Raw genomic sequence first — 19,733 nt, forward strand, 5'->3', positions numbered from 1 at the left:
CACCGCCAGGACGGTGATCAGCGTGCGGCCTCGGCGGACCATTCGACGAGCGGCGGCCGGACGGCGGCACACAGGGGGTGGCCCTTGGCGTCGGTGAGGCGAAGACGTCCGGTGAGCCGTCCAAGCCGGGTAGCGGCGGCAGCGGTCGCCGGGTCGACGGCGTCGAGCATGAGCTTGGCGCGTCGGAACAGGGTGAAGGCGCCGGCTTCGTCGACGGTGCCCCACGAGAGGTAGATGAACCGGCCGCCTGGACGGCCCTGGATGTAGGGGCCCTTGAGGTCGGTGCCCTCCGGGGTGGTGGTGGCGGTGCAGTCCAGCGTCCAGGTCGCCGAGGCGGCGTCGCCGGGCTGGGGGTCGAGCAGTTCCTCGCGCCGCTCCAGGCGTTGGACCGCGACGTGGATGTTGGTGTAGCCGGGGAAGTCCGGGCCAGCTCCGCAGGTGCGGCCCGGCAGGTCGAAGGCGTCGATCCGGATCTGCATGGGCCAATCATCCTCGACAGGGCGTCAGTTGCCGCGCGGGTCGCCGCCACGGGGAACGGCGTCGTGTGAGGGCTCGGAGCGTGGCGGGCAGCACGCCCGCTGCCGGCGCCGCCGCAGCCACCACACAGCGCCCACGGCCAGCAGCACAGCGGCGGCGATCACCCACGGATTGCCGAGCCACGCGGCCAGCGCACCCGACGCCGCGGCGACGATCAAGGCAGGCCCCGCGCAGCACAGGAGGGCTGCGGCCACCACCGCCGCGAACAGGCCGAGGCCGCCGGGGCCCTCGGGGTCGCGGTGTCGGGAGTGCGTGGGTGGGTGCATGGTGCGCCGGGCCTATCCGGCGCCGTCGGTCAGCAGTGCGCCGAAGATCTCGGCGCCGAGGCGTTCGGCGTCCGCCTGGTTCAGGATCGCCCCGCTGAGCCCGGCCTGCTGTCCGGTCCATTGCTCGGCGGTGGTGCGGTCGGTGAAGAAGCGCAGGTAGCCGCAGCACACGGACGCGGCCGGGCCGTCCCCGCTGCGGGCGCCGTAGTAGACCACCGCTGATGCCGGCTGCCAGGTGGTCGCTCCGCCGGTGAACTCGACCCTGATCGGGTGGCCCGTGACCGGGTCGGTCGAGGTGATGACCGCGTCGGCCCCGAGCATTGTGGGGATGCCCAGTGCGTCGATCGCGCACATCGACCACACCTGCGGCCCACCCGCGATATGTACCGCGTGCTCGGTCTCGGTGGCCGAGAACGGGTACGCGGCCTGGATCTGTCCGGCCTGGTCGAGGGTGAGGAAGTCCTCTGCGGCCAGCTCCGCGAGCACCTGCTCGGCTGGTACGCCGAAGGGTTCGGCGGCGCGCTCCAGATCAGCGGTCTCGGGCGGGGTGCCCGTGGTGGCGAAGGACCGCAGCACGGCCTGCTGCACCGCGCGCAGGCCGCGTTCGGCGGGCGCGAGTCGGCCCCGGCCGCCTCGACCGGCCGGACCGGAATGCGCCGTCCGCCGATCCGGGTCGGCGCTGGTGTTGCTCCCGGCGAGCACCCGCCGGAGGTCGTCGACCGAGGGCGCTCCGCCCGCGCGGCCGTCCGGACCGCGGTAGAGCCGACACGACACGCTGGCCGGGGTGCCCGGGGCGGCGAACGGGTCGCGCCCGTCGATCAGCAACGTGGGCGAGCCGTGCATGCCCCGCCGCTCGGCCTCCTCCTGGTCCTCGACCACGTGGTGCGCCAGCTCGACGGCGGGGAGCCCGGCCAGCACCAGCTGTAGCCGTTCCTCCAGCACCGGGCCGTTCGGGCAGTCCGGAACCGTCAGCATCTCCACCCGCATCGCGGTACCTCCCTCGTCCTTCGCTGCGGCCCACGCTAGACCTTCCACCGCGCTGGAAGGTCAAGGGCTACCGTGAAGGCATGCGCATCGGAGCCCTCGCCGCCGCCACCGGCACCACCACCAAGACCCTGCGCTTCTACGAGCAGGCCGGGCTGCTGGACGAGCCACAGCGCACCCCGGGCGGCTACCGCGACTACCCGCCCGCCGCTACCACCCGCGTCGCCTTCATCCGCACCGCCCAGACGGCCGGGCTCAGTCTCGCCGAGATCCGCGGCATCCTCGCCGTGCGCGACGGCGGCCAGGCCCCCTGCGAGCACGTCACCGCCCTGCTCGACCAGCACCTCGCCGACGTGGAGCGCCGGATCGCCGAACTCCGAGCGACCCGCGTCATGCTCCGCGACCTGGCCCGCACCGCGTCCACCACCGACCCCGCCACCTGCACCGAGGGCGACATCTGCCGCATCCTCACCGCCAGCTGACAGACCGCTTGTCCGGGCCGCGCCGCAGGAACCAGCCGCCGCTCTGACGACTGACGGCGAGGTCGGCGGGCATCATCGAACCCCCGGCCAGACCGTAGGGCCGGTCAAGCCGAAGGAGCTGGTGGGCCGTGACCGACAGACCGTTGTTGGACCGGGATTCAGTCCATGAGGAGTTGGAGCGGGCCCGCGCCGAGTTCCACGGCCTGCTCGACGCGGCCGACGAGGACGCCCTGGGCAGGCCCACCTGCGGCACCCGGTGGAACAACGAGCAGCTGCTGTTCCACATGCTCTTCGGCTACATGATCGTCCGCGCGCTGCTGGTCCTGGTGCGCGTCTTCGGACGGCTCCCGCGAGGCGCCGGCAGAGCGTACGCCCGGCTGTTGGACGCGACGACCAAGCCGTTCGACGTCATCAACTACCTCGGGCCCTGCGCGGCCGTCCACGTCTACGGGCACCGGCGAATGGGCGCGAAGTTCGACCGCGTCATCTCCGCCCTGCACCGCAGCCTGGACGCGGAGACCGAGGCCGACCTCGCACGCGGCATGCACTTCCCTGTCAAGTCAGCGTGTTGAGGGGGACTGTACGAGCCGGTCTCCGGGCTGGCTCTGCCCACGAGTTGGGACAGCATCCACGGGCCGGGGTGTTCGAATACCTCAACCTCACGTCTGTTCCGCCGCGCCGTGTGGTGGCCCCGGACTCAGCGTGTACGCCAGGGGCCACCAGACTCAGCGCGGAGTCAGCTCACGACGAGCTTGCTGCCCGACCAGGTCCAGTCCTGGGCGGTGTTGCCCGCCGTGCACGGCTGCAGCAGCACGATGTCGCCGTTGCGGCGGCCACTGCCCGCGTCCAGGCACATCCCGCTCCGGTCGTGGATGAACGTCAGCCCCTGGCGGGTCCAGTGCGTCCGGTCGTCGTAGGTCTCACCGCACTGCCACATCTGGACCTCGTTAGCCTGGGTGGGCCAGTTGTACACGCAATTGGCATACCCGGTGCCGTCGGTCGACTGCAGTTCCTTCCCCACGTACTGCCAGTCCGAGGAGAACCGGGCGCTGTCGATGTCGGCGCACTTCCAGATCCGCACCGGATCGTGCTGGTCGGCGTCCTTCGGCGCCACCAGGCACATCACCGGGACCGGCACGTTGACATTCAGCGTGGCCTCGGCGGTGAACGGGATGCCGGTGATGCTGGTGAAGGAGAACTCCCCGCTCCCCGCAGGGGTCTTGCCGAAAGGCGCGTCATAATCGACGGTCACCTCGGGGCGGAACTGAAAGTAGCCCCCGGTGCCCCAGGTGGTCCGCTGGCCATTCTTGCCGTAAGCCTCACAGGTCAGCGTGCGATCGTTGTTGCTGCGCTGGCAGTTGCGCAGACCCAGGTTGGTCGCGCCCCAGTTCTGGCCGTTCGTGCTGTAGCTGGTGTTCACGGTGGTCTGCTCGGTGAACGTGGTGTTGCCAGGGGCCTGGAAGACCACCGTACTGCCGCTGGGGGGCGCGGAGAGGCCACCACTGTTCTGGTAGGTCCATGGGACCTCGGCCGTGGTGCCGCGGTCGATGTCCGCAGTCTCGGGCACATCGCGGCCCGGCAGGGGCCTGGCGGAGGCGTTCGGGGTTGCCGTGCAGATCAGTGCGAGTGCGGTGGCGGCAACGCAGACCGCCCGACCGAACTGGTGACGCAGAGAGGTCATCACAGTGCCTTCGCTGGAGAGTTGAGTTCCTCTGCTCGGCCGATGGTGGTACGGACGCACTCCGCGCCTGCAGAGACGACGATCATGCTCGCGCAGCCGAGCACAAGGACGCGTACGACCTGAGTGCAGGTACTCCAATGGGCTGTCACAACCACCCGTCAGGCTGAATGGCGCGGAGGTGACCTGACGGACAGACATCCTCTGCGTGCCAAGCGGAGCGCGGTGGTCGACAACCCGACCCGGCAGCGGCGGTACTGGGAGCTGACGGCCCGGGAGCACACCGGACCAATTTCCCGTGATGCAGAGCGGGAGGGCGAAGGCCCGCCGGGCCGCGCTTGGCCCATCCGGGTGATCACTACTGGAGCGGGCGCGGCCTGATCGGGACGACGTGGGGATCGCCGGTGACCAGCTCGTCGCGGAGTCGCTGGTTCTCCAGCGCGAGCTGGTTGACGACACGCACCAGGGCCGGGACATCGGCGCGGAGCTGGCCGAGCTCCTTGTTCTTCGCGGCGATCGTCTTCTTCAGCTTGGCGACGGTCTCCCGCAGCCGGGCTTCGGTGTCCGGGACGGCGCCGCGCTGCTGGACGTGATCGTAGAACTCGTTGCGCAGATCGGGGTGGCGCTGAGTCAGGGCGTTGCGGGGGACTCCGGCTTCCTGGGCGAGAGCCACGATGGTCAACGCGCCGTTGGAGTGCTGCGGGGCGCCGGCCAGGATGCGCTGCATGGCGGCGCGGATGCGGTCGCGCTCGTCGAGGGCGGGGGTCATCGTCGTGAGGTCTCCGGCTCGGTGAGGCGCGTGCGGTCGTGTTCGTCGGCCCAGGACCGGAGACGGGCGGCGTTGGCCCGAAGCCGTTCGGCGACGGGCTCGGGGGTGTGGTGGGCCTGCTGGTGGAGCTGGTCGGCGCGCGCCCGCAGTTGGTCGGCGTGGCGGTCGGTACGCACGGTGTTCCCGCACCCGGGTACGCACCGGTCCAGAGTGGGGACCTCCCGGGCGCCTGTGAAGGGCGAGGCTGGCGGCGTTCTCCGGGAACACCCCGGACTGGATCGTCCAGATCCCGGCCGCCTCGGTCGAGGCGACCAACGCCTCCAGCAGCGCCCCGGCAACTCCCCGGCCCCGCGCCTCGGGGTGGACGTAGACGGAGTGCTCGACCACCCCGGCGTAGGCGGGGCGGGCGGAGACGGCGCTCACCGCTGCCCAGCCGAGCACCTCACCATCGGACCCCAGGGCGGCGTGCCGGTGGCCGGGCAGGCGGGCGGCGTCGAAATCCGGCTAGGTGGGGGCGATGGTCTCGAAGGTGGCGTTGCCCTCCTCGATGCCCGCCCGGTAGATCGCCAAGACCTGGTCGGCGTGCCCGGGGGTCATCGGGGCGAGGACGGGGAGGGCGTGCGGCACCGGTACTCCTTCTGGGTGGGTATCAGCGGGGCAGGTCAAGCAGGGCGGACATGCCGGCCACTACGGAGGGCTCGACCTTGTAGTAGACCCAGGTGCCCCGGCGTTCGCTGGTCAGCAGCCCGGCCTCGCGGAGCTTCTTCAGGTGGTGCGAGACGGTCGGCTGCGACACTCCCACATCCTGGATGTCGCACACACACGCCTCCCCGCCCGGGTGCGAGGCGATCTTCGAGAAGAGCCGCAGGCGGACCGGGTCGGACAGCGCCTTGAACATCGCGGCCATCCGCACCGCGTCCTCGGCGGACAGCTCGGCCGAGGTGATCGGCGGGCAGCACGGTACGGCTTCGGGCTCCAGGACCGTCAATTCCAGATTCGACATGTGTCTATGTTGACATCCATCGAATCGGAGTGGCAAGGTCGAGATCGTCAACACATCGACGCCTGTCGAATCAGGCGGGGCGGCCGGGGCCGCACCCGCTTACCGCGAAGGGGACCACCGCCATGTCCGAAGGCTCCGACCTGCCCGTCCTCGTCATCGGTGCCGGCCCGATCGGCTTGGCCGCCGCCGCCCACCTCACCGAGCGCGGCCTGACCCCGCTGGTGCTCGAAGCGGGCCCGGCCGCCGCCAGTGCCGTGCGCGAGTGGGGCCACGTGCGGCTGTTCTCCACCTGGGCCGAACTCGTGGACCCCGCCGCAGAGAAGATCCTCGCCCCCACCGGCTGGAGCCGCCCCGCCCCCGGCACCTACCCGACCGGCGCCGACTGGGCCGAGCTGTACCTCCAGCCGCTCGCCGACGCCCTCGGTGACAAGGTCCGCTACAACACGACGGTGACCGGCGTCGCCCGCGCCGGCCGCGACCGCGTCGTGGACTCCGGCCGCGAGACCCAGCCATTCACCGTGCACGTCACCCACGCTGACGGCCGCGAAGAGCGCATCACTGCCGCTGCCGTGATCGACGCCTCCGGCACCTGGTCCACCCCCAGCCCGCTCGGCGCCGACGGCCTGCCCGCGATCGGCGAGAAGGCTCACGCCGCCCGCATCTCCTACCGTGTCCCAGACCTCAAGGCCCCGGCCGTCCGTGCCCGGTACGCGGGCAAGCGCATCGCCGTTGTCGGCTCCGGCGCCTCCGCTTTCACCGCCCTCGCCACGCTCGCCGACCTCGCCAAGCAGGAACAGCGGACGCACACCGTGTGGGTGCTTCGCCGTGGCATCACCGGCTCCACCTTCGGCGGCGGCAGCGCCGACCAGCTCCCCGCCCGCGGTGCCCTGGGACTTGCCGCCAAGGCCGCCGTCGAGAACGGCTACGCCAGCGCCCTCACCGGCTTCCGCATCACCGCCATCGAGCAGGTCGGCAACAAGCTCGCCCTCGTCTCCGAGGACGGGCACCGCGCCGAAGACCTGGACGAGATCATCGTCCTGACCGGCCTGCGCCCCGACCTGTCCTTCCTCGGCGAACTGCGGCTCGGCCTGGACGAGCGCCTCCAGGCCCCTGCAGCCCTCGCCCCGCTGATCGACCCCAACCAGCACTCCTGCGGCACCGTCTACCCGCACGGCGTCAACGAACTCTCCCACCCCGAGCAGGGTGTCCACCTGGTCGGCATGAAGTCCTACGGCCGCGCCCCGACCTTCCTCGCCATGACCGGCTACGAGCAGGTCCGCTCCGTCGCCGCCCACCTCGCTGGCGACCACGAAGCCGCCGCCCGAGTCGAACTCACCCTCCCCGAGACCGGTGTCTGCGGCGGAGCCGGCCTCTTCGACCAGCCCACCGCCCAGCAGGACGCGGGGGGCGGCTGCTGCGCGGCCCCCGCGGCCGCGCCAGTCCCGGTAGCCATCAGCATCGGCGCCCCCGTCGAGGCTCCCGCTGGCGGCTGCTGCTGAACCCAGCAAGCGCCCGGGTCCAACCAGCCTTATGGCGGTTGGACCCGGGCTGCTGTTTCCCGCTCCATGATCACCACTGGCTACTGCGCAACCGTCACTGACGCGCTGGCATTCTCAGCCGACTCTGAGACTTCCTGCGCAGTCAGATAGATGATGGTCTCCATCGCGGAGGCCCGCTTCCGAAGCCTCCCGCCGCGAAGAGTTGGGAGCACCGCCCTCGATGGCCCACGACGCCGCGTACCACTGGCCCCCGGAACTGATGGCCTTGCTGACCGACACCATCCCCCTGCTCTGCCGCAGCAAGGACGACGTCGTCAACTTCCTACGCGGAGCCGGGACCAGCGAGGCGCTCCTGGGCCGATTCCGCCAGCAACTTTCGGTCGACCGCACTGCGGTGAGTAAGTACCAGATCGCCCGCGAGGTGATCAGGCAGCTGAACGAGCAAGGCGACCAAAGTCTGGGAGTGCGCCGCGCGTTGCTCCGCAGGGTCACCGAGTTCGACGACTTCTCGACCTGCTGGCCGGACGACCAGCTCAAGGCCCGCGGTCTCGTCGCGCAGATACGCCAGGTCGTCGGCGTGAAGGACTCCTTCACTCGCATGCAGCAGGAGCGCGACCGGGAACGCGAGGCTCACCTGGCCGACCGCCGGGCTGCCGAGGACGAGCGCAGGCGTCGGAGCACGCTCTACGCGGACCTGAGAGCGCAACTCGCCGCTCTCTTCTCGATGGAGGACCCCCAAAAGCGCGGTCTGGAGCTCGAAAGCCTCCTCAACCGCGTCTTCGCCCTGGACGGGATCGGCATCAGGGAATCGTTCACTCTCCGACTGGAGGACGGCGAGGCAGCCGAGCAGATCGACGGCGTTGTCGAACTCGACGGCCAGACCTTCCTCGTCGAAGTGAAGTGGTGGGCCAAGCCGCTGGACGTCAACCCGGTCAGCCGCCACATGGTTCGGCTGATGAACCGTGCCGATGTCAGCGGCCTGATGATCTCAGCATCCGGCTACAGCGCTCCGGCAATCGCAGAGTGTGTGCAGTTCCTGGCGTTCAAGGTCATGGTTCTCGGTGAACTGCGTGAACTGGTACTGCTCCTGGAGCGCGAGGAGAGCCTTGCCGACTGGCTGCGCCAGAAGACCCGCAACGCGAAACTCGACCGTCGCCCCTACACCCTCCTCGACGTCGACTTTTAGGACCCAAGGTGAACGGTGCCGTGAACCGCCAGTTCCTCGTACGCCAACCCACCCCTCAAGGAGGGTTCGGATTCGCCAGGACCGGTCTCGACTCCGGACGAGTAGAGCGACTGCGTGCCGGTTCCCTGGGCGATGTGACCGATCTGGACGCCGCCTACGCGCTCGTTCGAATCGCCAGGGCCGACCTGGAGGCGTTCGGCACATCCGGCGGAGAATGCCTGGACGACGACGAGATGGCCGTACTCCTCGGAGCGCTTCCTGCAGTGCTCCGTCGGCTTGGTGTGGGCCTCAGCCTGCCCTTCCGAGACTTCAAGAGCTTCAGGAGCTACTGGAAGCACCAGGGCATGACCGGAAGCCATGAGACACGACGCAGGTACCTCGCAAGCCTCTTCGACCCGGTCCTGGCCAAGCTTGACACCCACCATCCGCACTTGGTGCACGACCGCCCGAAGTCACACCGAATCACCGACGTCACACGCCGACGATTGCGCGAACGGCTGCCGACCGACTGGTGGGGCACCCTCGACGAGGTGCAGTTCCTCGGCCGTCTTTACGACCTCGACAACCTGCCCAGCGGCGACCACAGGCACGCCTCCGCCACCCAGGACATCGGGCATCACTGTATTGCCGATCCGTACGACTGGGAGGCGGACTGGATCTGGACCGACCCGAGATTCGCTCTCGCGGACGGCGACGAGTACCTGCTCCGGTTCCTCGCCGAGATGCTGCACCCCGAAGTCCGCACCGACGCCACAGAGGTCGGGCAACTCAAGACACTCATCAACGCAACGCTGGTCCACGACGGATACGAACTCACCGAGACCGACAGCATCAGCGGCGCACCCGTCTTCATACCCCGCCCCATCGGCGCCGGCGTTACCGGCACCATGAAGAACCTGTTCTTCGCCTCCAACGGACCCAAGCCGGAGTTCGTACTCGGCGACGCCATCAACAACGACATCCTGGTCGTGAAGAACGGTGAGTTCTGCCTCCAGTACGACCGCCCCCTGGCGGCTCCCGGCCTCACTTGGGGCGACTTGATGGATTGGTGGCGGATACAGGCTCCATTCCCCGAAGGCACAACAGGTGAGGCTGTCGGCAAATCCCTATACAGACGACTCTGGGCTTCGCTGCACTACGACCCAAAGCAACCCGAAGCGATCACCCCGGAAAGGCTCCTCTTCCGGACCTACTGCCGGCACTATCCGATCAACGAGACAGGAGCCGCTTACCCCGCCCTGCTCCCCCAGGTCTACTTGCACCTCGACCCTCGGACCCGCGCAGAACGGGGAGGAAAGGACAGCGTCCTGGGCCGGGAGCGCATGGACTTCCTGCTCCTGCTCCCCGGCGCCGTGCGAATTGTCGTTGAGGTTGACGGAAAGCAACACTACGCCGAAGGCGCTGTCGCATCTCCGCGCCTGTACTCGAAGATGGTCGCCGACGACCGGGCCCTACGGCTCAAGGGATACCAGGTATACCGATTCGGCGGGCACGAGCTCGGGCAGGAGACAGCGCCAGCGATGCTTCGAGACTTCTTCGCAGCCGTAGTCGACCCTCAAGGTCGCTGAGGCTCATCGACATCGCACCTGCACGATCAGTGGCACTGCGTAGCACCCCGCGGTGGCCCCGGGCTCAACCTCGTGGCCTCCGCTCGCTGCTTCTCGACTCCTCTCATCTGTTGAAGCCGCCGCGTGTGCACTGATTGTGAAATGATCTTCCGAGAAACCCCTATTTCCGCAGGTCAGAGGCATGTTCGATCAGAACTACGACCTGTAGGAGCCCCCTCTGACGCGTAGACCGCAGCAGTTCAGACGGGTTTTGGGCAGGGTTTGAACCCGGCGGCCGTCAACGGCCGCCGGGTTCTGTCGTGCTATTGGTCAGGCCAGGGTCTCGATCGGGTTGAGGGTGACGGTGCAGCCGACCTGGTTGAGATGCCCCACCGTCGGCGGGTGGCACGGGCAGGCGGCGAGGCACCTGAACCTCGTCTGGAGGTAGGTGTTCGCGGTTCTGACCGCGCCCGAAGACGGCGATGCCGAGGCACCTTTGAGACAAAGGTGCCTCAACCGGACCTTGATGTTCTTGATGTGACCCTCCGCCTCACAGCGGCCGGGGCGGACGCGCCGGCCGTCATGTGCCGCCTGGTCGAAGCACGAGGTCTCCGTCGATCGCCCTCACCCGTCCGGACAGTCGAACCCGGTCGGGCTTTCCGCGATGTTCACCTCGCCGAATCCGGCGGCGTGGACTGCACCGTTTTCCACGTCGTCCGGATGAACGATCGCATCCTGGATTCCAACGCCACGCATGAAAGCTTTCACTGAAACTTTGTAGATCCGACCCATCAGCGTCACGGGGCAGGGAAAGGTGCCATCTCTGACCATTCGACGCACAGTGGCTTCGGACAGCCCCATGGCCACTGCCGCCTCCTGAATTCCCATGACCGCAGGCAAGAAGTCGGAAATTTTATAGTAGTTATCCGAACCCGCGATTCCCGAGCGGGCCAACGCCAAATCACCGGCGACTTGTGCGCTCATTTTCGGGCGCTGACCGGAACGGATCTGCTCGTGAAAAATCCTCATTCGATCGACGCAGCCGACCTCCTGGAACAAGGCCCCTTGTCGCTCACCGCGAATAATTTCAGCCAGGTCGGGATCCTGGAGATTCGCTGCACCGATGACCGAAGACGCCTTCAGCGCAGGGACATGGGTCATCTTGTCCAGCGAGAGGAGCGCTTCCACATCGCTCGTCAGGCTTCTGAGCGAGTCCACTTTCGCCCGTCGATAAGCCGACGAGACGGCCGCCTTCACCATGGCCCCCCGAACCTGGTGTACAGGAACCCCCTTTTCGGTGGCTTTCCATGCTTCAAGCGCGGCCTCCACCATGTCCGACTGGACATCGTGTCGATCGACGAAAAACTCCCGGGATATCTTCCAGGACCGCGTGCGAAGGACTGGAGCGAGGCAGTCCAGGATAATCATCCGCCATTTTTCGCCACTCTCGACATCGCACAACCTCGCCCTGGCCACTATGGACTCCCAGAGGCGGGATCGAGAGCCCGCGGTAGCCCGCAGCCCGGCGGCAACGGCATCTGCGCGGAATTTCTCATAGTCCGGATGCCGCTTGATTTCGCAGTCCCGAATATCTTCCATGTGAACGCAGACCGGACCCTCGCCACAAGCCGTGCGAGCGTACTCTTGTATGCGATCGAAAACGTCACGCACAACCCACCCCAGATCTGGCCCATCGGCCTGGACAGAGCATGCTGGACCGACTCGGCGATCCGCTCCTACTGAGGGCTTCCTTAGCTCGATCGAGTGAATTCAGCTTCTGCGTTCCCAGGGGACGTCCTGACCTGTTCTGGCCGTCGGGCTACGGGGTGTCCGGGGTGAGGGCGAGGACGGCGAGGTCGTCGGCGAGGAGGCCGGCGTAGCGGTGGACGTCCTGGGCCAGGAAGGAGACCACGCGGTCGGGGGCGGTGGTGCCGAGGGCGGCGAGGCGGGGGGCCAGCGGGTAGAAGGCGCCGGTGGTGTCGCGGGCCTCGCTGACGCCGTCGGTGTAGAGCAGGACGGTGTGGCCCGGGGGCAGCGCGACGGCGATCGCCTTGCTGCGCTCGTCGGCGGGGCCGAGGTGGCCGAGGCCGAGCGGGAGCTCGTCGGCGCAGGACACCGGGGATATGCCCCCGCCGCCGAGGAGCAGCGGGGTGGTGTGGCCGCGGTTGACGATCTCCACGCAGTCCGAGCCGGGCCGGTACTGGAGCAGGACGGCGGTGGCGAACAGTTCGTCGTCGCCGCGGTCGGCGGCGTCGCGCAGCACCGCGCGGTCCAGCTGGTCGGCGAGGTCGACCAGCCCGGGGGTGTCGTACGCGGCCGCCCGGAACGCGCCGAGGACGTCGGCGACGGTGCGGACCGCGGCCAGGCCCTTGCCCCGGACGTCGCCGAGCAGCACCCGCACGCCGAAGCGGGTGTCGCACACCTCGTACAGGTCGCCGCCGACCAGGACGTCGGCCTGGGCCGGGCGGTAGAGGCCGGCCACCCGCAGCCCGCCGGCCCGTTCGGGCACCGGGCGCAGCACGGTGCGTTGCAGGGTCTCGGCGACCGTACGGGCCTGGAGCAGGTTGCGGTTCTGCCGGGTGCGCTGCCAGGACAGGGCGGTGCCCATGACGCCGGAGAGCAGGGTGGCGATGTAGACCCAGACGTGGTGCTGCTCGTCGACGTGGTCCGCGCGCAGCGCCAGGACGAGCTGGAGGCCCAGGGAGCCGGCCGTGGTGACGGCGGTCAGCACCGGGCCGTAGCTGAACGCGGCCACCACGGGCAGCGCGGTCAGCAGGAAGCCGGCGGCGACGGCGTCCGGGACGACGGCCTCGGCGACCAGGTCCAGCACCAGCAGGAGCACCGGCAGCCAGGGCACCCACCGCGGCGCCTTGGGCTCCAGCGCCGCGGGACGCGGCGGGCGGGGTGCTGTGCGCACGGCGGGACCTCCTGGCAGGCGGCCGCTCCGGGCGATCCGCCCGGATTGGCCGGTTTGGTCCCTCCATGCTCTCCCACGGACGACCCTGCCACGAATGGCCGAACGTCCCGGTCCCCGGGGCCGGAGGAGCCAAATCCCCGGCCCCCGGGAGCGGAGCGTCAGCGGACGGTCACCGGCAGCGTCTCGTAGCCGCGCAGCACCAGGCGGTCGCGCCGGGTCGGCACGCCGCCCGGGGCGAGCCGGGGGAAGCGGTCGAGCAGGGCGGGCACCGCGACCTCGGCCTCCATCCGGGCCAGCTGGGAGCCCAGGCAGAAGTGGGTGCCGCCGCCGAAGCTGAGCGGCTGGCTGTCGGTGCGGGTCGGGTCGAACACCTCGGGGCGCTCGTACCGGGCCGGGTCGTGGTTGGCCGAGCCGATCAGCAGGGTCAGCCCGCTGCCGGGCGGGATCGGCAGGCCCTCGACGACCAGGCCCGGCTCCAGCGCGACCCGCCCGGTGGCCTGGACCGGGGCGTCGAACCGCAGCACCTCGTCGGTGAACCCGGCCGGGGTGATCCTTCCGCTGCGCAGCCCGGCGGCCGCCTCGGGGTGGCGGAACAGCAGGGCCAGGCCGTTGCCGAGCAGGTTGGTGGTGGTCTCGAAGCCGGCCACCAGCAGCAGCACCAGGTTGGCCAGCAGCTCCCGGGCGGAGAGCCGCTCGTCGTCGGCGGCGGCGATCCGGGCCAGGTCGGTGACCAGGTCGTCCTGCGGACGGGCCAGACGCTCGGCGGCCAGCTCGGTGAAGTAGCCGGCCAGCTCGTCGGCGGCCTCGTCGGCGGCGGCCAGCCCGTCCAGGTCCTGCATGATCTCCAGCGCGACGGTCAGGTCGGAGGTGAGGCCGCGGAAGCGGTAGCGGTCCTGCTCGGGGACGCCGAGCAGCTCGCAGATCACCCCGACCGGCAGCCGGAAGGCGAAGGCGTCCATGAAGTCCACCGGCGAGCCGTCGGCGCCCTGCTCGGCCATCCCGTCCAGCAGCCGGCCGACCGCCGCCTCCACGGCCGGGCGCAGCGCGGCCACCCGGCGGGCGGTGAACACCGAGGCGATCAGCGAGCGGACCCGCGGCTGGTCGGGGGCGTTGCGCTGGAGGATCGAGCGGCCGAGCAGGGCGAGCGAGGAGTGCGCGGCGTACTCGGTCATCTCGGCGGTCGCGACGCCGAAGGCGGGCGTGCGCAGCACCTTCTTGACCGCCGCGTAGCCGCTCACCACGAACATGCCGTCCCCGGCCGGGGCCACCGGGCCCAGCTCGCGGGCCCTCGCGTACAACGGGTACGGATCGGTCCTGACCTCCGTGGTCATCAGCTGTTCGATGATCGCCGCGCCGTCCATCCGCTGCTCCCCTCCCGAGCTCACGCTTCCTGACCGGTCAACTGCCGGTGGGCGGGGCGGAGTTCCCGTACGGAACGGATCGCGCGCGGCGGCCCGGGACGGAACCGGGGGCGGGGACGGGCAGGGGCGGAAGCGGGCGGGCGCGCGCGGCGGCTGCCGGGGCGGGCGCGGGCGGCTCGGTAGGGTGGTCGGCATGGAGATCTGGATCAACCCCCGGTGCGGCAAGTGCCGGACCGCGCTCGGCGAGCTGGACGGCGCCGGGGTCGAGTACACCGTACGGCGCTACCTGGAGGATCCGCCGACCGCGGCCGAGCTGGTGCGGGTGCTGGAGCGCCTGGGCCTGGAGCCGTGGGACGTCACCCGCACCGACGAGCAGGCCGCGAAGGACCTGGGGATGAAGGGCTGGCCCCGGGAGGAGGGTTCGCGCGACCGCTGGATCGCGGCGATGGCCGAGCACCCGATCCTGATCCAGCGCCCGATCATCACCGCGGACGACGGGCACGCCGTCGTGGCCCGCACCCCGGACGCCCTCAAGTCCGTTCTGCCGTAGGGCGGTTGCGGCCCACCCGGCCCACCCGGCCCACCCGGCCCGCCCGGCCGACCCGCCCGACTCAGCCCGGTCAGCCGGGTCGGCCGGTCAGTGGATCTGGATCCGCTCCACCGGCCGGCCGGGGTGCCAGTTGAAGACGAGCAGGTGGTCGCCCTCCAGGGCGGTGTGCACCACCTGGTCGAGCTCCAGCCGGAAGGCGTGGAACGGGGTGGGCGGCGGCTCGGGCAGATCGGCGGCGAAGGCGGCGAGTTCGGTCTCGTCGGTGACCTCCACCGCCCGGCCCGAGACCTTGGAGTCCCCGCCGGCCATGGTCTCGTCCCCCGGGTGCGCGTGCAGCGCGAAGCGGGCGTCGCGCTGGAGCTCACGCGCCTTGACCGCGCCATACATCGACCCGATCCACAGGTCGGCGCCGACGAACTCGACCTCCGTCCCGCTCACCCGGGGCGATCCGTCCTTGCGCAGCGTCGCCAGGACGTGGTGCTTGTTCGCCTCGAACCGGGCCCGGACCAGGGGCGCCAGGTCGGGGGCCTCGTGCTCGAAATCCTGCCAGGTAGCCATGGCGCCAGTCTGGCACCCGGCACCGACAACCGCCGGACGCGGACGACCGGACGGACAGGGGCGGTCGGGCGGATGCGGGGAAGGGGCGGCGGGCCGGTCGGGGGCGGCGGGCCGGGAGCGCCGGGCCGCTGTCGGTGGCCGGTGCCAGACTGGCCGGGTGACCACCACGACCACGTACATCGCCTTCCTGCGGGCCATCAACGTCGGCGGCCGGACGGTGCGGATGGAGCGGCTGCGGGCGCTCTTCGCCGAGCTCGGGCTGGGGAACGTCCGCTCCTACATCCAGAGCGGCAACGTCTTCTTCACCACCGCCGAGCCGGACCGCGCCGCGCTGACCGGGCGGATCGAGGAGCACCTGGAGCAGGCGCTCGGGTACCCGGTGCCGGTGCTGCTGCGGACGGTGGACGAGGTGGACGACCTGCTCGCCGCCGAGCCGTTCCGGGGCGTCGAGGTGACGCCGGACGTCCGGCTGGTCGTCGCCTTCCTCTCCGAGCCGCTGCCCGTCGAACTCGCCCTCCCCCACCGCTCGCCGAAGGGCGACGTCGAGGTGGTCGGCGCCGGTCCGGGGGCCGCCTACGTGGTTGTCCACCTCCGGGACGGCAAGTGGGTCACCAAGGAGATGTTCGGCAAGGCCTACCGGGGCGCGGTCACCTCCCGGTTCCTGCACACCACGGAGAAGATCCTGGCCGCCGCCCGCAAGGCCTGACGGCCCGTACGGCAGCCGGGGACGGCCCGGACGGCAGCCGGGGGCCGTCGGTACGGCGTCCCGGAACGGCCCGTACGGCACACCGGAAACGCGCGGAACCGCCCGGCCGGAAAGGGCGTCTGGACTGCCGTGACGTACGAACCCCGCGCCCGCGCCCGGCGTGATCTGGACAGTCGGAATCGGCCGCGCGGACAATGTGGCCATGACGCCTCCTGAGCTCCCCGCCGGCACGGCCGGGCCGACCGGCGCGGTCCGGCCCTCCGACGCCGAGCGGGAGGAGGCGCTCGGGGTGCTGCGGGACGGCGCGGGCAGCGGGCGGCTCTCGCACGACACCTTCCTCGGCCGGATGGACATCGTCCTCCGGGCCACCAGCCGCGGCGAGTTGGACGCGGCGGTGGCCGGACTGCCGACCGGCGGGCCGGTCGAGCGGTTCGTGCTGCGGACGGTCGGGCGGATCTCCGCCTTCGGCGACCGGCTGGGCAGGGCCTGGCGCACCGAGCGGCTGCCGGGGCTGAGCCTGCCGCAGTCCGGGGCCGGGAAGTTGACGATCGGCCGGCTCCCCGGCTCGGGGCTGCGGCTGCACGACCCCTCGGTGTCCCGGAACCACGCCGAACTGCGGCACGAGCGGGACGGCTGGATGCTGTACGACCTCGGCTCGACCAACGGCACCCATGTGAACGGGCGCCGGATAGCGGGCGGCGTCCGGGTCCGGCCCGGCGACCAGGTGCGGTTCGGGAACCTGGAGTTCCGGCTCGCCCCGCTCTGACCGGCCCGCCCCCGGCCCCGCCCGCCCAGGCGCCCCGGGTCAGTGCGGGAACTGCCGGGGCGGCCGCTGACGCGGCAGCTCGTCCTGGAACTCCGCGATGACGGTGGCGATCTGGCGGGTCACCACGGTGTTCTCCAGCCGGTCCAGGTACCGGTGCTCGGCGGCCAGCGCCTCGACCGTGACGCCGAAGTAGAGCGTCATCAGCGGATTGATGAAGAGCTGCTCGCCCTTGGTCCGCTCGGTGAAGCGGACGTCGCCGAACTCGCCGCGCAGCGCCGCCGCCACCGAGCCGTTGACGATGCTGGGGTGTTCCGGGAAGGCGGCCCGGGCGTGCTCGACGGCGTCCAGGTAGAGCACCCCCTCCCGGCTGTCGCGCGGGACGGAGAAGGCGCCGAGGTAGCCGCCGGCCCGGTCGATCGCGGCGAGGTTCTCCAGCACCAGGGAGTGGTTGACGCCGTGGTGGGCGTCGATGCCGAAGCCGAGGCAGGCGACCAGCCGCTCGGGCACCTCGTCCAGGCCGGCCACCGCGCCCAGGCTCGCCATGTCCTCCTCCGGGGTGCCGAGTCCGGCCTCGTCGCCGCGCATCAGGATGTCGGTGCCGCCGTCCACCAGCAGGACCGCGTCCACACCCAGGCGGCCGACCAGCGCGCGGTAGGCCTCGCGCAGCGGCTGCACACCCACCGACGGGAAGGCCCACACGGTGTCGGGCATGCCGTGCCGGTTCAGCCAGCGGGCCAGGGTGCGCTCCGGGAAGTAGCCCTCGGGGGCGGCGGTGTCCGGTCCGATCCGGGCCACGTCGGACTCCGCCCAGACGTCGAGCGGCAGGCCGTAGAGGTGGGAGAAGGAGAGGTTGGCCAGGTGCACCTCCTTTCCCGCGGCCCGCAGGGCGAGGGCGATCGGCAGCCCGGCGTACACGTCGAATCCGCCGCCGGCTCCGGCGATCAGGATGCGCTCGGCGGCCAGCAGCCGGGTGAGCAGCGGTGGTTGCAGCAGGGAGGTCACCGGCGGGACGGTAGCAGGACGGCGGCCCGCGGCGAAGCGCTGGTCCCCGCCCCCCGCGCCCGGCCGTCGGTGTCAGTGGCGGGTGCGAGGATGCGGGCATGACCGAGGAGACGGTTCTCACCCCCGACGTGCTGCGCGAAGTCCAGGAGCGGGCAAGCGAGTTGATCCGGTGCGGCTTCCAGGAGCCGGACGAGATAGCCGAGTCCCTGGTCGAGGACCTCGACGACCAGGGGCTGACGCAGGAGGAGGCGGAGCGGATCGTCGCTCCGCTGTGGGCCGCGCGGCTGGCCGAGCAGGCGGCCTGGCCGGAGACCACCGACGTGGACCGGCTGGCGGACGCCTTCGACGCGCTGGAGGACCAGGGCATCGTCGCGGCGATGGACTTCACCTGCTGCGCGGGCTGCGGCTACGCGGAGATCGGCGGCGAGGCCGGGGAGGGCTCGGTCGGCTTCGTCTTCTTCCACCAGCAGGACACCGAGGCGGCGGCCGCCGGCCGGGGGCTGATGCTGCGCTACGGCGGGTTCCGCGCCGGGGAGGAGACGACCGAGGCCTCGGAGCGCCGGACGGCGGAGGTCGGGCGGACGGTGGTCGCCGCGCTGGAGGCCGTCGGGCTGACGGCGGAGTGGGACGGCTCGCCGCACACGGCGATCCGGGTCGCACCGCTGGAGTGGCTCAACCGCCTGCCGGAGTAAGCGGCCGGAGCGGCGGGCAGGACGGCCGGCACCCGATGCCGGTGGGCCCAATCCCCCTTGAAATACGGAGAGTTGGAATATCAGCCAGCCCCCGGGAGCCGTCAGGCATATGCCGGAGGCCCGTACCGGAGGCCCATGCCACGCGCGTAGATCAACGGCCCGAGAAGAGGCCCCGGGGTCAGTCGGCGACGCTCCCCAGACCGCCGAAGCCGGGGCCGGGGCCGAGGCCGTAACCCGCGCCCGTGCCGGAGCCTGCACCGCCGACCGGACCGTCCACCGGCCCCCACAGCGGCGAGGTGCAGCGCTGGTAGGTCGCGTGCCAGTGCGGCCAGTTGCGGGCCACGTCGTCGTCGCACTCGGCCAGCAGCCGCTCGACCAGCGCGGGCTCCACGCCCTCCAGCAGCCAGGCCAGCGCGTCCGCGACGCCCGGGCCGTCGGCCAGCCGCAGCAGGTCCAGCAGCTCGCCCAGCCCGCCGAGCCGGGAGCCGTCAGCGACCACCCGCTCCATCCGGGGCAGCAGCTGCCGCTCCTCGATCCGCAGGTGGGTCTCCAGCCGGGCCGCCAGGTCCTCCATCGCGTACGCGACCGGCCAGGCGCTGCCGGTGTCCCGGCTCGCTATCCGCACCAGCGTGGTGACCCGGGTGAAGGAGTGGTCCAGGTTGTGGTGGTCGTCCTCCAGCCAGTTGAGCAGCAGCCGCAGCTCGGGCGCGAAGCGGCGCACGATCGGCCAGAGCCGGGTGTCCTGCTGCTCGTGGTGGCAGGTGAGCATGGCGGTGATGAAGTTCCAGTGCCGCAGCAGCGCCTCGCCCTTGTCGTCCTCGTCGGGCTGGAGCAGCCGCAGCGCGTTGGGCAGCCGGGCGAGGTCCCGGCGCAGCGCGGCGTGCACCAGGCGCAGGCCGGCGAACCGCGGGGTGGCCGGCTCGTCGTCCACGACCTGCCCGTACGCGTACGCGTCCCCGCCCAGCGAGTCGGCTCCGGACTGGCCCTGGGCGGGCACGGTGTGGACGGGCTGGGGCACCAGGTGGATCGGCATGGGACTCTCTTCACTGCTTGGGGCACGACGGGTGGTGGCGGCCGGTGAGGACCGCCCCAGCCAAGGTGCTCGCAGTCGATCAGAAGCGAATCAATGTCCGATTGACGCGCAGGTCACGGGGCTGCCGACGGGCGGCGGACCCGCACCGGAACCCCTCCCGGCGGGCCCGCCGGGGAAGCCGCTGGAAGACCCGCGGA

The 19,733-nt window shown here is 70.9% G+C and carries 22 protein-coding genes and 1 pseudogene; 9 read left to right on the plus strand and 14 right to left on the minus strand.

The genetic code is table 11. The features are described from left to right. Positions 1 to 17: 17 nt before the first annotated feature. From ACFVU7_RS01975 to merB, 3 genes are read right to left on the minus strand one after another with little or no spacing between them, the layout of a single operon-like run. On the minus strand, positions 18 to 479 hold the full coding sequence (locus ACFVU7_RS01975) for a DUF5990 family protein (RefSeq protein WP_388043815.1): 462 nt from the start codon (positions 477 to 479) through the stop codon (positions 18 to 20). A 24-nt stretch (positions 480 to 503) separates the two neighbouring features. Further along, positions 504 to 803: an LPXTG cell wall anchor domain-containing protein gene (locus tag ACFVU7_RS01980; RefSeq protein WP_388043817.1), complete on the minus strand. Its 300-nt coding sequence runs from the start codon at positions 801 to 803 to the stop codon at positions 504 to 506. 12 nt (positions 804 to 815) lie between these two features. Next, complete coding sequence (merB, locus tag ACFVU7_RS01985; protein ID WP_388043819.1) at positions 816 to 1,790, minus strand: organomercurial lyase; 975 nt, start codon at positions 1,788 to 1,790, stop codon at positions 816 to 818. Between the two features lie 80 nt (positions 1,791 to 1,870). On the opposite strand from merB, the gene ACFVU7_RS01990 reads away from it, so the two are divergent. Both ACFVU7_RS01990 and ACFVU7_RS01995 read left to right on the plus strand, forming a co-directional pair. Then, on the plus strand, positions 1,871 to 2,269 hold the full coding sequence (locus ACFVU7_RS01990) for a MerR family DNA-binding protein (protein WP_388043820.1): 399 nt from the start codon (positions 1,871 to 1,873) through the stop codon (positions 2,267 to 2,269). Positions 2,270 to 2,397: 128 nt separating this feature from the next. Further along, positions 2,398 to 2,841 (plus strand): DinB family protein, encoded by a 444-nt coding sequence (locus ACFVU7_RS01995; protein ID WP_388043823.1) that lies wholly within the window; start codon positions 2,398 to 2,400, stop codon positions 2,839 to 2,841. Between the two features lie 164 nt (positions 2,842 to 3,005). Here the strand turns inward: ACFVU7_RS01995 and ACFVU7_RS02000 are convergent, their stop codons facing one another. The 5 genes and pseudogenes from ACFVU7_RS02000 to ACFVU7_RS02020 form a co-directional block, all read right to left on the minus strand. After that, positions 3,006 to 3,950, minus strand: a complete 945-nt coding sequence (locus tag ACFVU7_RS02000; RefSeq protein WP_388043825.1) for a ricin-type beta-trefoil lectin domain protein — start codon at positions 3,948 to 3,950, stop codon at positions 3,006 to 3,008. Between the two features lie 355 nt (positions 3,951 to 4,305). Further along, the gene (locus ACFVU7_RS02005; protein WP_388044172.1) at positions 4,306 to 4,716 is read right to left on the minus strand and encodes a hypothetical protein; all 411 of its coding nucleotides are present in this window, start codon (positions 4,714 to 4,716) and stop codon (positions 4,306 to 4,308) included. Beyond that, positions 4,713 to 4,892, minus strand: a complete 180-nt coding sequence (locus tag ACFVU7_RS02010; RefSeq protein WP_388044185.1) for a hypothetical protein — start codon at positions 4,890 to 4,892, stop codon at positions 4,713 to 4,715. The genes ACFVU7_RS02005 and ACFVU7_RS02010 overlap by 4 nt, the downstream gene beginning before the upstream one ends. 1 nt (position 4,893) lies before the next feature. Next, positions 4,894 to 5,313 (minus strand): annotated as a pseudogene (locus ACFVU7_RS02015) (GNAT family N-acetyltransferase); the annotation flags it as partial. A gap of 52 nt (positions 5,314 to 5,365) precedes the next feature. Next, entirely contained in the window at positions 5,366 to 5,719 is a 354-nt protein-coding gene (locus tag ACFVU7_RS02020) for an ArsR/SmtB family transcription factor (protein WP_388043827.1), read from the minus strand. A gap of 122 nt (positions 5,720 to 5,841) precedes the next feature. Here ACFVU7_RS02020 and ACFVU7_RS02025 point away from each other — a divergent pair, with 122 nt between their 5' ends. From ACFVU7_RS02025 to ACFVU7_RS02035, 3 genes are all read left to right on the plus strand, one after another. Continuing rightward, positions 5,842 to 7,218 (plus strand): FAD-dependent oxidoreductase, encoded by a 1,377-nt coding sequence (locus tag ACFVU7_RS02025; protein ID WP_388043829.1) that lies wholly within the window; start codon positions 5,842 to 5,844, stop codon positions 7,216 to 7,218. Positions 7,219 to 7,438: 220 nt separating this feature from the next. Next, positions 7,439 to 8,404: a restriction endonuclease gene (locus ACFVU7_RS02030; protein ID WP_388043831.1), complete on the plus strand. Its 966-nt coding sequence runs from the start codon at positions 7,439 to 7,441 to the stop codon at positions 8,402 to 8,404. 134 nt (positions 8,405 to 8,538) lie between these two features. Further along, positions 8,539 to 9,972 carry a hypothetical protein gene (locus ACFVU7_RS02035; protein ID WP_388043834.1) on the plus strand — a complete coding sequence of 478 codons (1,434 nt, stop codon included), beginning with the start codon at positions 8,539 to 8,541 and terminating at the stop codon, positions 9,970 to 9,972. A 603-nt stretch (positions 9,973 to 10,575) separates the two neighbouring features. Here the strand turns inward: ACFVU7_RS02035 and ACFVU7_RS02040 are convergent. The 3 genes from ACFVU7_RS02040 to ACFVU7_RS02050 form a co-directional block, all read right to left on the minus strand. Further along, positions 10,576 to 11,550, minus strand: coding sequence for a helix-turn-helix transcriptional regulator (locus ACFVU7_RS02040; protein WP_388043837.1), 975 nt, complete (start codon positions 11,548 to 11,550; stop codon positions 10,576 to 10,578). Positions 11,551 to 11,770: 220 nt separating this feature from the next. After that, positions 11,771 to 12,868, minus strand: coding sequence for a PP2C family protein-serine/threonine phosphatase (locus ACFVU7_RS02045; protein ID WP_159028402.1), 1,098 nt, complete (start codon positions 12,866 to 12,868; stop codon positions 11,771 to 11,773). A 158-nt stretch (positions 12,869 to 13,026) separates the two neighbouring features. Beyond that, complete coding sequence (locus ACFVU7_RS02050) at positions 13,027 to 14,253, minus strand: cytochrome P450 (RefSeq protein WP_388043840.1); 1,227 nt, start codon at positions 14,251 to 14,253, stop codon at positions 13,027 to 13,029. Positions 14,254 to 14,422: 169 nt separating this feature from the next. Between ACFVU7_RS02050 and ACFVU7_RS02055 the strand changes: the two genes are divergently transcribed. After that, on the plus strand, positions 14,423 to 14,779 hold the full coding sequence (locus tag ACFVU7_RS02055; protein ID WP_388043841.1) for an arsenate reductase family protein: 357 nt from the start codon (positions 14,423 to 14,425) through the stop codon (positions 14,777 to 14,779). A gap of 87 nt (positions 14,780 to 14,866) precedes the next feature. Here the strand turns inward: ACFVU7_RS02055 and ACFVU7_RS02060 are convergent, their stop codons facing one another. Then, on the minus strand, positions 14,867 to 15,337 hold the full coding sequence (locus tag ACFVU7_RS02060; RefSeq protein WP_074000870.1) for a pyridoxamine 5'-phosphate oxidase family protein: 471 nt from the start codon (positions 15,335 to 15,337) through the stop codon (positions 14,867 to 14,869). A 157-nt stretch (positions 15,338 to 15,494) separates the two neighbouring features. Here ACFVU7_RS02060 and ACFVU7_RS02065 point away from each other — a divergent pair, with 157 nt between their 5' ends. Further along, positions 15,495 to 16,043, plus strand: a complete 549-nt coding sequence (locus ACFVU7_RS02065) for a DUF1697 domain-containing protein (RefSeq protein ID WP_380737856.1) — start codon at positions 15,495 to 15,497, stop codon at positions 16,041 to 16,043. 202 nt (positions 16,044 to 16,245) lie between these two features. Next, positions 16,246 to 16,809 (plus strand): FHA domain-containing protein, encoded by a 564-nt coding sequence (locus ACFVU7_RS02070; protein ID WP_380737858.1) that lies wholly within the window; start codon positions 16,246 to 16,248, stop codon positions 16,807 to 16,809. 39 nt (positions 16,810 to 16,848) lie between these two features. Here the strand turns inward: ACFVU7_RS02070 and ACFVU7_RS02075 are convergent, their stop codons facing one another. Next, positions 16,849 to 17,811, minus strand: coding sequence for a DUF1152 domain-containing protein (locus ACFVU7_RS02075; protein WP_074000867.1), 963 nt, complete (start codon positions 17,809 to 17,811; stop codon positions 16,849 to 16,851). A 98-nt stretch (positions 17,812 to 17,909) separates the two neighbouring features. On the opposite strand from ACFVU7_RS02075, the gene ACFVU7_RS02080 reads away from it, so the two are divergent. Next, a complete protein-coding gene (locus ACFVU7_RS02080; RefSeq protein ID WP_380737860.1) occupies positions 17,910 to 18,503 on the plus strand; it encodes a DUF6891 domain-containing protein in 594 nt (197 codons plus the stop codon). A gap of 178 nt (positions 18,504 to 18,681) precedes the next feature. On the opposite strand, the gene ACFVU7_RS02085 is transcribed toward ACFVU7_RS02080, so the two are convergent. Then, on the minus strand, positions 18,682 to 19,536 hold the full coding sequence (locus ACFVU7_RS02085; protein ID WP_388043844.1) for a hemerythrin domain-containing protein: 855 nt from the start codon (positions 19,534 to 19,536) through the stop codon (positions 18,682 to 18,684). Positions 19,537 to 19,733: the final 197 nt, after the last annotated feature.

Origin of the sequence: Kitasatospora sp. NPDC058046 (assembly GCF_042885595.1) — a bacterium.
Lineage (GTDB): Bacteria > Actinomycetota > Actinomycetes > Streptomycetales > Streptomycetaceae > Kitasatospora.

Bases quoted from the DNA above. Each gene is read 5' to 3' on its own strand.
- ACFVU7_RS02005 (WP_388044172.1), bottom strand. From the start codon at position 4,716: ATGACCCCCGCCCTCGACGAGCGCGACCGCATCCGCGCCGCCATGCAG.
- ACFVU7_RS01980 (WP_388043817.1), bottom strand. From the start codon at position 803: ATGCACCCACCCACGCACTCCCGACACCGCGACCCCGAGGGCCCCGGC.
- ACFVU7_RS02025 (WP_388043829.1), top strand. From the start codon at position 5,842: ATGTCCGAAGGCTCCGACCTGCCCGTCCTCGTCATCGGTGCCGGCCCG.
- ACFVU7_RS02020 (WP_388043827.1), bottom strand. From the start codon at position 5,719: ATGTCGAATCTGGAATTGACGGTCCTGGAGCCCGAAGCCGTACCGTGC.
- ACFVU7_RS02000 (WP_388043825.1), bottom strand. From the start codon at position 3,950: ATGACCTCTCTGCGTCACCAGTTCGGTCGGGCGGTCTGCGTTGCCGCC.
- ACFVU7_RS01990 (WP_388043820.1), top strand. From the start codon at position 1,871: ATGCGCATCGGAGCCCTCGCCGCCGCCACCGGCACCACCACCAAGACC.
- ACFVU7_RS02030 (WP_388043831.1), top strand. From the start codon at position 7,439: ATGGCCCACGACGCCGCGTACCACTGGCCCCCGGAACTGATGGCCTTG.
- ACFVU7_RS02055 (WP_388043841.1), top strand. From the start codon at position 14,423: ATGGAGATCTGGATCAACCCCCGGTGCGGCAAGTGCCGGACCGCGCTC.
- ACFVU7_RS02070 (WP_380737858.1), top strand. From the start codon at position 16,246: ATGACGCCTCCTGAGCTCCCCGCCGGCACGGCCGGGCCGACCGGCGCG.
- ACFVU7_RS01975 (WP_388043815.1), bottom strand. From the start codon at position 479: ATGCAGATCCGGATCGACGCCTTCGACCTGCCGGGCCGCACCTGCGGA.
- merB (WP_388043819.1), bottom strand. From the start codon at position 1,790: ATGCGGGTGGAGATGCTGACGGTTCCGGACTGCCCGAACGGCCCGGTG.
- ACFVU7_RS02060 (WP_074000870.1), bottom strand. From the start codon at position 15,337: ATGGCTACCTGGCAGGATTTCGAGCACGAGGCCCCCGACCTGGCGCCC.
- ACFVU7_RS02080 (WP_380737860.1), top strand. From the start codon at position 17,910: ATGACCGAGGAGACGGTTCTCACCCCCGACGTGCTGCGCGAAGTCCAG.
- ACFVU7_RS02040 (WP_388043837.1), bottom strand. From the start codon at position 11,550: ATGGAAGATATTCGGGACTGCGAAATCAAGCGGCATCCGGACTATGAG.
- ACFVU7_RS02085 (WP_388043844.1), bottom strand. From the start codon at position 19,536: ATGCCGATCCACCTGGTGCCCCAGCCCGTCCACACCGTGCCCGCCCAG.